Annotated in this window: 12 protein-coding genes and 4 tRNA genes; 6 read left to right on the plus strand and 10 right to left on the minus strand. The window is 67.1% G+C overall.

Translation table 11 applies throughout. From position 1 onward, the window contains the following. Nucleotides 1-200 precede the first annotated feature (200 nt). The 4 genes from IAE58_RS09825 to IAE58_RS09840 all read right to left on the minus strand — a co-directional run bounded on the left by IAE58_RS09825 (nucleotide 201) and on the right by IAE58_RS09840 (nucleotide 800). Nucleotides 201-276 (minus strand) — tRNA-Lys (locus tag IAE58_RS09825). Between the two features lie 79 nt (nucleotides 277-355). Next, nucleotides 356-432: transfer RNA gene (locus IAE58_RS09830), tRNA-His, on the minus strand. Between the two features lie 175 nt (nucleotides 433-607). Then, a tRNA-Arg gene (locus tag IAE58_RS09835) sits at nucleotides 608-684 on the minus strand. 39 nt (nucleotides 685-723) lie between these two features. Further along, nucleotides 724-800, minus strand: a tRNA-Pro gene (locus IAE58_RS09840). A gap of 193 nt (nucleotides 801-993) precedes the next feature. Here IAE58_RS09840 and IAE58_RS09845 point away from each other — a divergent pair. Together IAE58_RS09845 and IAE58_RS09850 are read left to right on the plus strand one after the other, a co-directional pair. Continuing rightward, nucleotides 994-1,752 (plus strand): Bax inhibitor-1/YccA family protein, encoded by a 759-nt coding sequence (locus IAE58_RS09845; protein WP_199934498.1) that lies wholly within the window; start codon nucleotides 994-996, stop codon nucleotides 1,750-1,752. 138 nt (nucleotides 1,753-1,890) lie between these two features. Further along, on the plus strand, nucleotides 1,891-2,511 hold the full coding sequence (locus IAE58_RS09850; RefSeq protein ID WP_199934497.1) for a flavin reductase family protein: 621 nt from the start codon (nucleotides 1,891-1,893) through the stop codon (nucleotides 2,509-2,511). Between the two features lie 3 nt (nucleotides 2,512-2,514). On the opposite strand, the gene IAE58_RS09855 is transcribed toward IAE58_RS09850, so the two are convergent. The 6 genes from IAE58_RS09855 to grxC all read right to left on the minus strand — a co-directional run bounded on the left by IAE58_RS09855 (nucleotide 2,515) and on the right by grxC (nucleotide 6,903). Beyond that, nucleotides 2,515-3,417 carry a LysR family transcriptional regulator gene (locus IAE58_RS09855; RefSeq protein ID WP_199934496.1) on the minus strand — a complete coding sequence of 301 codons (903 nt, stop codon included), beginning with the start codon at nucleotides 3,415-3,417 and terminating at the stop codon, nucleotides 2,515-2,517. Nucleotides 3,418-3,469: 52 nt separating this feature from the next. After that, a complete protein-coding gene (locus IAE58_RS09860; RefSeq protein ID WP_199934495.1) occupies nucleotides 3,470-4,213 on the minus strand; it encodes a cysteine hydrolase in 744 nt (247 codons plus the stop codon). A gap of 148 nt (nucleotides 4,214-4,361) precedes the next feature. Next, nucleotides 4,362-4,772 carry a hypothetical protein gene (locus IAE58_RS09865; RefSeq protein ID WP_199934494.1) on the minus strand — a complete coding sequence of 137 codons (411 nt, stop codon included), beginning with the start codon at nucleotides 4,770-4,772 and terminating at the stop codon, nucleotides 4,362-4,364. Between the two features lie 133 nt (nucleotides 4,773-4,905). Then, nucleotides 4,906-5,910, minus strand: coding sequence for an isocitrate dehydrogenase (locus IAE58_RS09870; RefSeq protein ID WP_199934493.1), 1,005 nt, complete (start codon nucleotides 5,908-5,910; stop codon nucleotides 4,906-4,908). A 313-nt stretch (nucleotides 5,911-6,223) separates the two neighbouring features. Further along, a complete protein-coding gene (locus IAE58_RS09875) occupies nucleotides 6,224-6,616 on the minus strand; it encodes a carboxymuconolactone decarboxylase family protein (RefSeq protein ID WP_108752308.1) in 393 nt (130 codons plus the stop codon). Next, complete coding sequence (gene grxC / locus IAE58_RS09880) at nucleotides 6,613-6,903, minus strand: glutaredoxin 3 (RefSeq protein WP_199934492.1); 291 nt, start codon at nucleotides 6,901-6,903, stop codon at nucleotides 6,613-6,615. The genes IAE58_RS09875 and grxC overlap by 4 nt, the downstream gene beginning before the upstream one ends. A 134-nt stretch (nucleotides 6,904-7,037) precedes the next feature. Between grxC and IAE58_RS09885 the strand changes: the two genes are divergently transcribed. From IAE58_RS09885 to ppk1, 4 genes are all read left to right on the plus strand, one after another. Next, nucleotides 7,038-8,693: a M48 family metalloprotease gene (locus IAE58_RS09885; protein ID WP_199912006.1), complete on the plus strand. Its 1,656-nt coding sequence runs from the start codon at nucleotides 7,038-7,040 to the stop codon at nucleotides 8,691-8,693. Between the two features lie 116 nt (nucleotides 8,694-8,809). Beyond that, nucleotides 8,810-9,499 carry a phosphate regulon transcriptional regulator PhoB gene (phoB, locus tag IAE58_RS09890; protein ID WP_108748700.1) on the plus strand — a complete coding sequence of 230 codons (690 nt, stop codon included), beginning with the start codon at nucleotides 8,810-8,812 and terminating at the stop codon, nucleotides 9,497-9,499. A 104-nt stretch (nucleotides 9,500-9,603) separates the two neighbouring features. Further along, nucleotides 9,604-10,935 carry a phosphate regulon sensor histidine kinase PhoR gene (phoR, locus tag IAE58_RS09895; RefSeq protein WP_199934491.1) on the plus strand — a complete coding sequence of 444 codons (1,332 nt, stop codon included), beginning with the start codon at nucleotides 9,604-9,606 and terminating at the stop codon, nucleotides 10,933-10,935. 4 nt (nucleotides 10,936-10,939) lie between these two features. Continuing rightward, on the plus strand, nucleotides 10,940-13,027 hold the full coding sequence (ppk1, locus tag IAE58_RS09900; protein WP_199934490.1) for a polyphosphate kinase 1: 2,088 nt from the start codon (nucleotides 10,940-10,942) through the stop codon (nucleotides 13,025-13,027). The last annotated feature ends 9 nt before the right edge of the window (nucleotides 13,028-13,036 follow it).

The following is a 13,036-nucleotide window of genomic DNA, read 5'->3' on the forward strand; positions in this document are numbered from 1 at the left end:
TGGACCTATTGATTAAGAGTCAACTGCTCTACCAACTGAGCTAACAGCCCGAAATCGGGGCGCGAATTATGACCCGATCCGCGAGGGCGTTGCAAGCACTTTTTTCAACATTGTTGAAACAAGCACTGCAACCGGCGATCCATCGCGAAGGGTTACATCTGAAGAAAAAAGCCACCTGGCGAACCAGGTGGCTTCCGTCTTGGTGGGCTGTCAAGGATTCGAACCTTGGACCTATTGATTAAGAGTCAACTGCTCTACCAACTGAGCTAACAGCCCGTGAAACTCAGACGCACATTGTAACGTGCATTCTGTTTATTGCAATACCGTGTCGGCGTTGCCGATGCGGTTGAATCAGTGGGGTGGCTGAGGGGATTCGAACCCCCGACCACCGGAATCACAATCCGGTACTCTAACCAACTGAGCTACAGCCACCACTGAAACTTTCGCTGCACCGCCAATGCTGCTGGCGTTGAAGCTTGAAACGTTGCCCGGGGCCGTTACCGAAGTTCCGATCCGCCGAAGCGAGTCCGACATTCTGGTGCAGCCGCCGCGCTTTTGCAAGCACTTCTTCACATCGCACCGGCGATACCCTGGACTGTCGCGCCGATGGCGCGCCCGACAGGAATCGAACCTGTAACCGCCGGCTTAGAAGGCCGGTGCTCTATCCAGTTGAGCTACGGGCGCCCGAACCGGAACGGCGTCCAATCCGACATGGCGTGGGATTGGTCGGGGTAGAGGGATTCGAACCCCCGACATCCTGCTCCCAAAGCAGGCGCGCTACCAGACTGCGCTATACCCCGGTGATGCTTCCCCACCAGGCACAGGCCCGGCGAGCTGGCCATTGTGGCCAAGCGCGGCGCAGCCTGTCAACGCGGCCGGCAGCAACCGGGCCGCCCCGGCGCGACCACCACAGCAGCGTAAGCAGCCATCGGCTATGCTCGCAGCCAGCGGCCGGATGGCCGTAACGATCCCCTTTTCGCACGGAGACTTCGCATGCGCAGCGGCAACCCGGCTCTTTCCGAGTCGACCTTCCTGGACCTGGCCAGCGGCTCGGTGGTCACCCACCCCGACCAGGCCATGACCCTCAACGGCACCGTCAACAAGACCGGCATCCTGCTGCTGTTGACCGTGCTGACCGCTGCCTTTGCCTGGAACCAGACCGTGGACGACTACGGCCAGGTGATGGCCGGGGCGAAGCTGTACGCCATGGGCGGCGCGATCGGCGGCCTGGTGCTGGCGCTGATCACCGTGTTCAAGAAGGAATGGTCGCCGGTGACCGCGCCGCTGTACGCGCTGGTGGAAGGCCTGTTCCTGGGCGCCATTTCCGCGGTGTTCGAGCTGCGCTTCCCGGGCATCGTGTTCCAGGCCGTGCTGCTCACCTTCGGTACCCTGTTCGCCCTGCTGCTGGCCTACCGCAGCGGCCTGATCAAGGCGACCGAGAACTTCAAGCTGGGCGTGGTCGCGGCCACCGGCGGCATCGCCCTGCTCTACCTGGCCTCGTTCGTGCTGGGCTTCTTCAACATCAACGTGCCGGTGATCCATGACGCCAGCTGGCTGGGCATTGCCTTCAGCCTGTTCGTGGTGGTGGTGGCCGCACTGAACCTGGTGCTGGATTTCGACTTCATCGAAAGCGGCGTGGCCCAGCGCGCGCCGAAGTACATGGAGTGGTATGGCGCATTCGGCCTGATGGTGACCCTGGTCTGGCTGTACGTCGAATTCCTGCGCCTGCTGTCGAAGATCCAGCAGCGCTGATCGCAGACACGGCTGTAAACGACAAGCCGCGATCCGCAAGGGTCGCGGCTTTTTCGTAGGTCTCACGCGGTAGAGTCGAGCTTGCTCGACTGCTCCCGATCCAGTCGAGCAAGCTCGACTCTACGGAACCCCCACCCCATGCCCAACACCTTCCACAGCTACCGCCCCGCCGAGGGCCACGGCCTGCCGCACGATCCGTTCAACGCCATCATCGGCCCGCGCCCGATCGGCTGGATTTCCAGCTGCAACGCCGAGGGCGCGCTGAACCTGGCACCCTACAGCTTCTTCAACGCGTTCAACTACATCCCGCCGATCATTGGCTTCTCCAGCCAGGGCCGCAAGGATTCGCTGCACAACATCGAGGCCACCGGCGAGTTCGTCTGGAACCTGGCCACGTTCGCGCTGGCTGAAGCGATGAACGAGAGCTGCCGCGCGGTGCCGCCGGAGGTGGACGAGTTCGCCCTGGCCGGGCTGACCCCGCTGGCGTCCACCCAGGTGCGCCCGCCGCGCGTGGCGCAGAGCCCGGTCAGCATGGAGTGCCGCTGCACGCAGATCGTGCGCCTGCGCGATGCCGCCGGGCAGGACACCAACGGCTGGCTGGTCCTGGGCGAAGTGGTGGCCGTGCATATCGACCAGCGGATGCTGGTGGATGGCATCTACGACACCGCCGCCGGCGACCCCATCCTGCGCGGTGGCGGCCCTGCCGACTACTTCCGGGTGAGTGCCGAACAACGCTTCCGCATGTTCCGCCCGGCCTGAGCATCAGCCACTGCGCCACGCCGCATAGTGCGTGGCCAGATGGTCGATCAGCGCCCGCACCTTGGGCGCCAGCGCACGTGCGTGCGGATACAGCGCGAAGTAGCAGCGCTGGCCGCCATGCCAGGCCGGAAGCACGCGCACCAGGCGACCGGCACGCAGGTCCTCCTGCACGGTCAACGCAGTAAACAGACTGATGCCCATGCCCGCCAGCACCGCCGCATACAGGGCCGGCGTGGCGTCCACGCGCAGGCGCTGGCCGGCGTCGATCGTGGCGGTGGCGGCACGCGGGCCGTGCAGGTGCCACGGCGCACTGGCAGCGGTGGGGCTGAAGCCCAGCAGCGCATGCTGCTGCAGATCCGCCACTTGCCGCGGCAAGCCATGCCGCGCCAGATACGCTGGCGCCGCCACCAGGATGCGTGGGCAACGGGCCAGCTCGCGCGCTACCAGCTGACTGTCCGGCAGCGATGGCGCAATGCGCAGAGCAAGATCGAAACCGCCGCCCACGATGTCGACCAGTTGATCGTCGGCCGACAGATCCAGCGAGACCTGCGGATAGCGGGCGAGGAAAGCCGGCAGCCAATGCGGCAGTTCCTGGCTGGCCACCACCTGCGGCACGCTGATGCGCAGGCGTCCGCTGGGCTGTGCCTGGCCGGCGCGGGCGCGATCATCGGCCGCGTCCAGGCGATCCAGCAGGCCGACCGCTTCGCCGTAGTACTCGCGGCCGGCCTCGGTGAGCGACAGGCGGCGGCTGTTACGGTCGAGCAGGCGCACCTGCAGGTGCTCTTCCAGTTGCCGCAGTTGCCGCGACATTGCCGAATGGGTGGTGCCCTGGCGCTCGGCGGCGGCGCTGAAACTGCCCGCTTCGACGATGGCGCGCAGCGCGCGCAGGGCGGCGAATTGATCCATCGAAGACAGCCCCCGGAAGCGGAGCCCGCGATCTGCGGGCCCCGCCAGCTTATCAAGCGCCGTCGCCGGCCTTGCGCACCGGCAGTGCCAGGACCGCATCGGTGCCCAGCACCTGGCCGAAAGCATCTTCGATCTGCGCCAACGATGCCTCGTGCAGCGCGCGGTGACCGATACGCTGGCCGCCGGCCAGGTCCAGATCCCGGCTGGCAGTGGCATCGCCGGCCACGATCACGCGGTAGCCGCGCGGGGCGGCGGCGGCGTCGCGGGCAGCACCGACCACGCAGGCGTGGGTCTGCAGGCCGGTCACGATCAGGGTGTCGATGCCGGCATCCTTCAACGTCTTGTCCAGCACGGCGGCAGAGGCGCCGGCGAACACGCTCACGTTGTCCTTCTGCACCACGGTGTCGCCCGGGCGCGGCTGCAGGTCACGGTGGAAGGCGGCATTGACGCTGCCCTGCGCGAACAGCGGCGCGCCGGCCGGCAGCACGTGCTGCACATGGATCACGCGGATGCCATTGGCATCGGCGAACTCGACCACCCGCTTGGCCTGTCGCAGCGCCACCACCCCATCGGGAATGACCATACGGCCGCCGCTGAAGCCAGACGCGGCGCTGGCATCGAAGTACTCGTTCTGGAAGTCGATCACCAGCACGGCGGTGCGGGCGGCATCCAGGGCCGCTACCGTCGGCGCGCTGGCCATATGGCGGATGGTGGGATGGGCCGGCTCGGCCGCGGCGACCGGGGCGGTGGTGGCCATGCCGATCAGGCTGGCCAGGCCGAAAGCGGTAAGGTTCATGGGGCAACTCCTGTGCGAGGGGAAAGTAGGCACAGGATGTGGTGCGGACGACGCACGAACCAGCCGCGCAAGAGCACATGAACTGTGCAGAAAACGCACAGTCGAGTCGAGCCATGCTCGATTGCGCTGCGTAGAGCACGGCTCGCCGCTAAGACGCCAGCTTGACCCCGTTGAGCCGCACGATCATCGCGTGGTCGCGCCCCAGCACCACTTCGGCGGTATTGCTGCCGGCACGCACGGCACCTGCGAGGCCTGGCGGATACTTCACTGGCACGCCGGCCAGCGTCTGTACATGCTCGGGCGGAGAAAACTGGAGCCTGATCACGAACGCCGCACAATTGCCTTCGAGCAGATACACAGGCAGCCCTGCTGGAAATTCGATCAGCCGCAGGATGCGCGCCTCGCTCTCCCGCAGGCGGCGCAGGGGCACGCCCTGCTTCCGCAGGCGGCGCAGCACGCGCTGGGCGCGGGACCACGGCCAGTAGAAGGTGGCGTAGATCGCCACGCCGATGGCATAGACGGCAACGGCCGCCACGACCCACACAGCCGCTTCGGGCATCTGAAAAAACATCCTTTCGGTGAATACCTCCGTTGAAAACGCAGACGGGCCGTCCAAGGACGGCCCGTCTTCAACACTTCCTGCCTGTACTGGACATCGCCTGAAACGATCCCCAGCAGGAAGGCGCAGCCGCTTACAGGCGGCTGGCGATGGCCTTGGCGAAGCCCATGGTGGTGCCCGTGCCGCCCAGGTCGCCGGTCAGCGAATCCTTGGCTTCCATGGTGGCCACGATGGCCTTGCGCAGGCGCTCGGCGTTTTCCGGCTGGCCGATATGGTCCAGCATCTGTGCGGCGGCCAACAGCAGCGCGCACGGGTTGGCCTTGCCCTGGCCGGCGATGTCCGGCGCGGTGCCGTGCACGGCTTCGAAGATCGCCGCGTCCTTGCCGATGTTGGCACCCGGGGCCAGGCCCAGGCCGCCGACCAGACCGGCGCAGAGGTCGGAGATGATGTCGCCGAACAGGTTGGTGGTGACGATCACATCGAACTGTTCCGGACGCATCACCAACTGCATGCAGCAGTTGTCGACGATCATTTCCTGGAACTCGATGTCCGGGTACTGCGCGGCCACTTCACGGGCGACGTTCAGGAACAGGCCCGAGGTCGACTTGATGATGTTGGCCTTGTGCACGGCGGTGACCTTCTTGCGGCCGACGCTGCGGGCCAGCTCGAAGGCGTAGCGCACGATGCGCTCGGAGCCCTTGCGGGTGATGCGGGTGCCCGAGAAGGCGGTCTCACCGTCAGCCGAGACTTCCTGACCTTCAGCCAGGTACGCGCCTTCGGTGTTCTCGCGCACGGTGATCAGGTCGACGTTGTCGAAGCGCGACTTGGTGTTCGGGAAGGTGTGGGCCGGACGCACGTTGGCGTACAGGTCGAAATGGCGGCGCAGGCTGACGTTGATCGAGGTGAAGCCACCACCGACCGGGGTGGTCAGCGGGCTCTTCAGCGCCACCTTGTTGCGCGCGATCGATTCCAGGGTCACCGCCGGCATCAGGTCGCCGTGCTTTTCCAGGGCCACCAGGCCGGCGTCGGCGTCTTCGTACTCCAGGCCAGCGTTCAGCTGGTCCAGCACGTACAGGGTGGCGTCCATGATTTCCGGGCCGATGCCGTCGCCGCGGATGACCGTAATTTTCTGCGTCATTGATCGATGTTCCGAACAGGGGGAAGTACGCCGTCCGGACGTGCCCGGAAACGCCGGCGCAAAGGAAGTTTCACCCGCAATTATGCCTGAGCCGGGGCCGAGGTCCCAAATAGACCATGGTCCGGTAGCGCCGGGCCATGCCCGGCGGTCGGCACACCCGCTATTCGCCGGGCATGGCCCGGCGCTACCAGAAGCCGATCAAGGCTCCTGGGCGGCGGGATCGCGGGAAAGCCCCCTGCGCGCGTCCGGTAGCGCCGGGCCGTGCCCGGCGGCTGTTCGTTCAGCTGCCCGCCGGGCATGGCCCGGCGCGGCTTCAGTGCTCGTGCGCTTCGGGGGCGGCGGCGCCGCCTTCCAGCTGGTCGAGGAAATCGACGGCACGGCGCAGGTGCGGGATGACGATCGAACCGCCCACCACCAGGCCCACCGAGAAGGTCTCGAAGAACTCTTCGCGGGTCACCCCGGCGTCCTTGCACTGGGCCACGTGGTAGCTGATGCAGTCATCGCAGCGCAGCACCATCGAGGCCACCAGGCCCAGCAGTTCCTTGGTCTTCACATCCAGCGCGCCTGCCTGGTAGGTCTGCGTGTCCAGCGCGAAGAAACGGCGCACGACCTGGTTGGGTTCACCCAGGATGCGCTCGTTCATGCGCTTGCGGAACGCGGTGAACTCGGCGATGCGGTCCTTGCTGCCCTCGTCGGCGGCGCTCATGCCTGCCCCTGCCCGGCCAGCAGCGGCTCAAGCTTGCCTTCACGGTGCAGGGCCATCATGTCGTCATAGCCTCCCACGTGGACTTCACCCACGAAGATCTGCGGCACGCTGGTACGGCGGGTCAGCGCCATCATCTTCTCGCGCTCGGCCGGGTCCAGGTCGATGCGGACCTCGGTCCACTGCTGGCCCTTGCTCTTGAGGAAGTTCTTGGCGGCCACGCAGTACGGGCATACGGCGGTGGAATAGATGGTGATGGCGGGGCTGGCGCCGGAGGGCTGGGCTGTCACGGGAAACTCCACGATGGATCGACGGTCTGTATATGGTACCGGTGCGCTGGAATTTCCACGCCACCACCGCAACACTGTGGATTAACGAAGGGTTGCCCCCTGCCCTGCCACGCTGTGCCCGCCCTGCCCCGAGGATGTCCCGCTTGCGAGCCCTGCTGCTGACCACCGCCGTTACCCTGGCCCTGGCCATGCCGCTGGCCCGCGCCCAGGAAAAGCTGCCCGACATCGGCTCGTCGGCCGGCGAGCTGCTGACCCCGGCCCGCCAGGCCGAGTACGGCGCAATGATGCTGCGCGAGCTGCGCAACTACGGTTACCTGCTGGACGACCCGCTGGTGAACGACTGGCTGCAGACCATGGGCACCCGGCTCGGCTCCAACAGCGACCAGCCCCGCCAGTCCTACACCTTCTTCATGATGAAGGACCGGCAGATCAACGCCTTCGCCACCCTGGGCGGCTACATCGGGGTCAACGCAGGCCTGGTGCTGACCGCCGAGCGCGAAGATGAAGTGGCCGCGGTGCTGTCCCATGAAATCGCCCACGTGACCCAGCAGCACGTGCTGCGCGGGGTGGAACGGGCCCAGCGCGACCAGATTCCGATCCTGCTGGGCATGCTGGCGGCGGTGGTGGCCGCCCAGGCCAGCGGCGGCAATTCATCCGGCGACGCCACCATGGCCGCGATCAGTTCCGGCATGGGACTGATGCAGCAGCGGCAGATCAACTACACCCGCTCCAACGAATCGGAAGCCGACCGCCTGGGCATCCGCACCCTGTCGCGCAGCGGCTACGACGTGGACGCGATGGCCGGTTTCTTCGAACGCATGTCCGCGGCCATGCGCGGCAACGACGGCGGCTACAGCATTCCCGACTTCCTGCGCACCCACCCGGTCAACACCACGCGCATCAGCGAAGCCAAGGCGCGCGCCGAGCAGATGAAGAAGGACACGGTGGTACTGACCACCACCACCCCGGGCGGTGAGCGCAAGGAGCGGGTGAATCCTGCCGACCCCAGCCTGTCCGAGCCGCTGTTGCGCGGCAACAACCCGCTGCTGCCCGGCAGCGTGCTGCGCCTGCCGATCGGCCAGCTCAACCGCGGCCCCAGCGGCGATTTCGACTGGGCCCGCGAGCGCCTGCGCGTGCTCAGTGGCGACAACAGTGGCGAGGTGGACCGTGAGTACGCCGATCTGGCCAAGCGGCAGAAGAACGGGCTGACCGATGCGCAGCGCTATGGCCAGGCCCTGGCCGGCATGCGCGGCAGCCGCAGCGGTGCGCTGCAGTCGCGCCAGGCGCTGGCCGCCCTGGCCCAGACCCACCCCGACAACCTGTGGCTGGCGCTGGCCCTGGCCGAAGCCGAATCGCGCTCGGGCCAGCCCGCCCAGGCCAACGCGCGCTTCGAACAGCTGCTGCGCCAGCACCCCAACAGCCGGCCGGTGGCGCTGACCTACGCCGAGATCCTGAACGAACAGGGCGGGCGCGAGGCCGGCCAGCGCGCCCAGGCCATGCTGCGCCCGCTGCTGTCGCAAAGTGGTAACGATCCGGTCTTCCAGCAGCGTTACGCCCGTGCCAGCGAACTGGCCGGGGACAGCGTGCGTGCCAGCGAAGCCTATGCCGAAGCCGCCTTCCTGGGGGGCCGCCCGGAACAGGCCCTGATGCAGCTGCAGGCGCTGAAGCGCAACCCGGAGCTGGACTACGTGGGCCGTGCCCGCGTGGACGCGCGCATCGAGGCGATCACCCCCACCGTGCTGGAGTTGCGCCGCCAGGGCGTGCAGGACCCGGAACTGGACCGCCGCTGAGGCGCGGATGACCGGTGTGTGGCAGCGGGGTATTTATCCGGCCGGGTCGTCACAAACATGTCATCAAACCGTAGTCTACTGGCACCACTCCAGTAACCGAGCCCTACGGTGTCCTCGTGCAGAAACGCATCCTGATCGTCGACGACGAGCCCGCGATCCGAGAAATGGTCGCCTTCGCCCTGCGCAAGGGCGATTACGAGCCGGTCCACGCGGGCGATGCCCGTGAAGCCCAGACCGCCATCGCCGACCGCGTGCCGGACCTGATCCTGCTGGACTGGATGCTGCCGGGCACCAGCGGCCTGGACCTGGCCCGTCGCTGGCGCAAGGAAACGCTGACCCGCGAAGTGCCGATCATCATGCTGACCGCACGCGGCGAAGAAAACGATCGCGTGGGCGGCCTGGAAGCCGGCGTGGACGACTACGTGGTCAAGCCGTTCTCCGCGCGCGAACTGCTGGCGCGCATCCGCGCGGTCATGCGCCGCGCCCGCGATGACGACGAGGACGGCAGCGTGTCGGTCGGCCCGATCCGCATCGACGGCGCCGCCCACCGCGTGTTCGCCAACGACCAGCCGGTGCCGATCGGCCCGACCGAATACCGCCTGCTGCACTTCTTCATGACCCACCCCGAACGCGTGTACACCCGCGCGCAGCTGCTGGACCATGTGTGGGGCGGCAGCGTGTACGTGGAAGAGCGCACCATCGACGTGCACATCCGCCGCCTGCGCAAGACGCTGGAACCGTTCAATGCCGAGAACATGGTGCAGACCGTGCGCGGCGCCGGTTACCGCTTCTCCACCGCGACCTGAGCCTCGTCGTGCCGGCACCGCGCACCTGCCGGTGCCGGTGTCGGCAACTCTGCTATAACCCTCGGTTCACCGCGTGAACCGCCGCCTCCAACGACGAGACCGCAATGCCCCGCCACATCCGCTCCGCCTGGTTGAAGACGCTGGCCTCCGTGGCAGCGGTATTGGTGCTGGCCGGCGTGGTCGGGTGGTTCAGTGGGCATCTGTGGCTGTGCATCGCGCTGGCCGCCCTGGCCACGCTGACCTGGCACTACTGGCGCCTGCGCAGCGTGCTGCGCCGGCTGACCGCGCGCCAGCGCTGGGAAACCGCCGAGGAAGGTTCCGGCGTGTGGAACGAGTTGGACCGCCTGCTGTACCGCAACCAGGTGGAAATGCGCGTGCGCAAGCGCCGCCTGCTGGACATGCTGCGCAGCTACCGTGCCGCCGCCGCCGCGCTGCCCGATGCGGTGGTGGTGCTGGACCGCAACAGCCAGCGCGTGCAGTGGTTCAACGAAGCGGCCACCGCCCTGCTCGGCCTGCACCACCCCGGCGATCTGGGCGAAGCACTGGTGGACCGCCTGCAACCGATGCCGCTGGCCCACTGGCTGGCCGGCGGGCGCAACGCCGAACCGATCCTGGACGTGCCCTCGCCGGTCGACCCGGCCATCCGCCTGAACCTGCGGCTGATTCCCTATTCGCAGGACTACTGGCTGCTGATCGCGCGCGATGTCAGCAAGCTGCTGCGGCTGGAACAGGTGCGTCGCGATTTCGTGGCCAACGTGTCGCACGAACTGCGCACGCCGCTGACCGTGGTGCATGGCTACCTGGACATGATGGACCCGGAGGATTTCCCGGGCACCGGCCCGATGCTGGAAGAAATGCGCAAGCAGAGCCAGCGCATGGCCCAGCTGGTGGAAGACCTGCTGACCCTGTCGCGGCTGGAATCGCAGGAACACAGCGAGGAAGAGACCGTGGCCATGCAGCCGATGCTGGCCACCCTGCGCCGCGAAGCGGAGGCACACAGCCAGGGCCGCCACCAGATCAACGTGGACGACCTGGCCGGGGTGGACCTGCAGGGCTCGACCAAGGAGCTGCACAGCGCCTTCTCCAACCTGGTCACCAACGCCGTGCGCTACACCCCGGCCGGTGGCCGCATCGACGTGCAGTTCCGCCACGAAGGCGATGGCGTGGTGCTGGCCGTGCGCGATACCGGCTACGGCATTCCGGCCAGCCACCTGCCGCGCCTGACCGAACGGTTCTACCGGGTGTCCAGCAGCCGCTCGCGCGAGAGCGGCGGCACCGGCCTGGGCCTGTCCATCGTCAAGCACATCCTGGGCCTGCACCACGCCCGGCTGGAGATCGACAGCGAAGTCGGCAAGGGCTCGGTGTTTGCCTGCCATTTCGATGCCGACCACGTACGAACGCGCGACACCGCCCCCCTGACTTCCATCGAAGAATGACGCCATGAGCAGCCTCGGATCCCTCCCCCTCCCCGTGAGCCCGGACAGCGATCCGTTGCGCGACCCGGCGCTGTACATCAACCGCGAGCTGTCGCAGCTGGATTTCAACTTCCGGGTGCTGGCCCAGGCAATGGACGCGCAGGTGCCGCTGCTGGAGCGCCTGCGCTTCATGTGCATTTCCTGCACCAACCTGGATGAGTTCTTCGAGATCCGTGCCGCGGCGGTGCGCCATGCGCAGGAATTCGGCCTGCCGCCGGCACCCGATGGCATGAGCCCGCAGACGATCCTCAATGCGATTCACGAGCGCGCCGCCGAACTGGTGGACCAGCAGTACCGCTGCTGGAACGAGACCCTGCGCCCGGCATTGATGGAGGCGGGGATTGGCGTGCTCGGCCGCAACTCCTGGAACGACCGCCAGCGCCGCTGGCTGCGCGCCTTCTTCCGCAACGAGATCATGCCGGTGCTGTCGCCGCTGGGCCTGGACCCGGCGCACCCGTTCCCGAAGATCCTCAACAAATCGCTGAACATCGTGGTGGTGCTGAAGGGCACCGATGCGTTCGGCCGCGCCGGCCACCTCGCCATCGTGCGCGCGCCGCGCTCGCTGCCGCGCATCATCCAGCTGCCGGAAAAGCTCGGCGGCCCGCAGAACTTCGTGTTCCTGTCCTCGGTCCTGTCCACGTTCGTGGATGAACTGTTCCCGGGCATGGAAGTCCAGGGTGCCTACCAGTTCCGCGTCACCCGCAATTCGGAACTGGTGGTGGACGAGGAAGAAGTGGAGAACCTGGCGCTGGCCCTGCGCGACGAGCTGGTGGACCGCGGCTACCGGCCGGCAGTGCGGCTGGAAATCGCCCATGACATGCCGCGCGAAATCGTGCGCACCCTGCTGCTGAACTTCGGCCTGACCGAGAACGCGGTGTACCGCATCGATGGTCCGGTGAACCTCAACCGCATCATCCAGCTGTACGACCTGATCGCGCAGCCGGACCTGAAGTACCCGCCGATGACCCCGCGCACGCTGCGCGACAGCGACGGCATCTTCGACACCGTGGCCCGCCAGGACCTGCTGCTGCACCACCCGTTCGATGCGTTCAGTGCGGTGCTGGACCTGATCAAGCAGGCCGCGATCGACCCGAACGTGCTGGCGATCAAGCAGACCCTGTACCGCACCGGCAAGGACTCGCAGATCGTGGAGGCGCTGATCCAGGCCGCCCGCAACGGCAAGGACGTGACCGTGGTGGTGGAGCTGCGCGCGCGCTTCGACGAAGAGGCCAACCTGGGCCTGGCCGACCGCCTGCAGGAAGCCGGTGTGCAGGTGGTGTACGGCGTGGTGGGCTACAAGACCCACGCCAAGATGCTGCTGATCGTGCGCCGCGAGGGCCGCAAGCTGCGCCGCTACGTACACCTGGGCACCGGCAACTACCACAGCGGCACCGCCCGCGCGTACACCGACATCAGCCTGATCACTGCCGACGCGGACATCGGCAACGATGTGCACCTGCTGTTCCAGCAGCTGTCGGGGCTGGCCTCGAAGATGAAGCTCAAGCGCCTGCTGCAGTCGCCCTTCACCCTGCACACCGGGATCCTGGCCAGGATCGAGCGCGAAACCCGCGTCGCCGCCGCCGGTCGCCCGGCGCGCATCATCGCCAAGATGAACGCACTGAACGAACCGCAGGTGGTGCGCGCGCTGTACGCCGCCTCGCAGGCCGGGGTGCAGATCGACCTGATCATCCGTGGCGCCTGCACCCTGCGCCCGGGCGTGCCGGGGGTGTCGGACAACATCCGCGTGCGCTCCATCGTCGGCCGTTTCCTGGAACACAGCCGGGTGTACTGGTTCGGCAATGACGGCGCGCCGGAAATGTACTGCGCCAGCGCCGACTGGCTGGAACGCAACCTGCTGCGCCGGGTCGAAACCGGCTTCCCGATCCTGGACCCGGAACTGGCCAAGCGGGTCTACCGCGAAGTGCTGCAGAACTACCTGGACGACAACCTCAACGCGTGGGAGCTGGATGCCGAAGGCGTGTACCACAAGCGCGCCCCGGCCCACGACGAAGCGCCGCATTCGGCGCAGATGGCGCTGATGCAGGGGCTGTGATCCGGTAGG

The sequence above is a fragment of the Stenotrophomonas sp. S49 genome, assembly GCF_016624905.1.
Taxonomy (GTDB): domain Bacteria; phylum Pseudomonadota; class Gammaproteobacteria; order Xanthomonadales; family Xanthomonadaceae; genus Stenotrophomonas.

What these genes read in the sequence shown, in the direction of transcription:
- IAE58_RS09845 (WP_199934498.1), top strand. Translation starts at nt 994, where the DNA reads ATGCGCAGCGGCAACCCGGCTCTTTCCGAGTCGACCTTCCTGGACCTG.
- IAE58_RS09850 (WP_199934497.1), top strand. Translation starts at nt 1,891, where the DNA reads ATGCCCAACACCTTCCACAGCTACCGCCCCGCCGAGGGCCACGGCCTG.
- IAE58_RS09855 (WP_199934496.1), bottom strand. Translation starts at nt 3,417, where the DNA reads ATGGATCAATTCGCCGCCCTGCGCGCGCTGCGCGCCATCGTCGAAGCG.
- IAE58_RS09860 (WP_199934495.1), bottom strand. Translation starts at nt 4,213, where the DNA reads ATGAACCTTACCGCTTTCGGCCTGGCCAGCCTGATCGGCATGGCCACC.
- IAE58_RS09865 (WP_199934494.1), bottom strand. Translation starts at nt 4,772, where the DNA reads ATGCCCGAAGCGGCTGTGTGGGTCGTGGCGGCCGTTGCCGTCTATGCC.
- IAE58_RS09870 (WP_199934493.1), bottom strand. Translation starts at nt 5,910, where the DNA reads ATGACGCAGAAAATTACGGTCATCCGCGGCGACGGCATCGGCCCGGAA.
- IAE58_RS09875 (WP_108752308.1), bottom strand. Translation starts at nt 6,616, where the DNA reads ATGAGCGCCGCCGACGAGGGCAGCAAGGACCGCATCGCCGAGTTCACC.
- IAE58_RS09885 (WP_199912006.1), top strand. Translation starts at nt 7,038, where the DNA reads ATGTCCCGCTTGCGAGCCCTGCTGCTGACCACCGCCGTTACCCTGGCC.
- phoR (WP_199934491.1), top strand. Translation starts at nt 9,604, where the DNA reads ATGCCCCGCCACATCCGCTCCGCCTGGTTGAAGACGCTGGCCTCCGTG.
- ppk1 (WP_199934490.1), top strand. Translation starts at nt 10,940, where the DNA reads ATGAGCAGCCTCGGATCCCTCCCCCTCCCCGTGAGCCCGGACAGCGAT.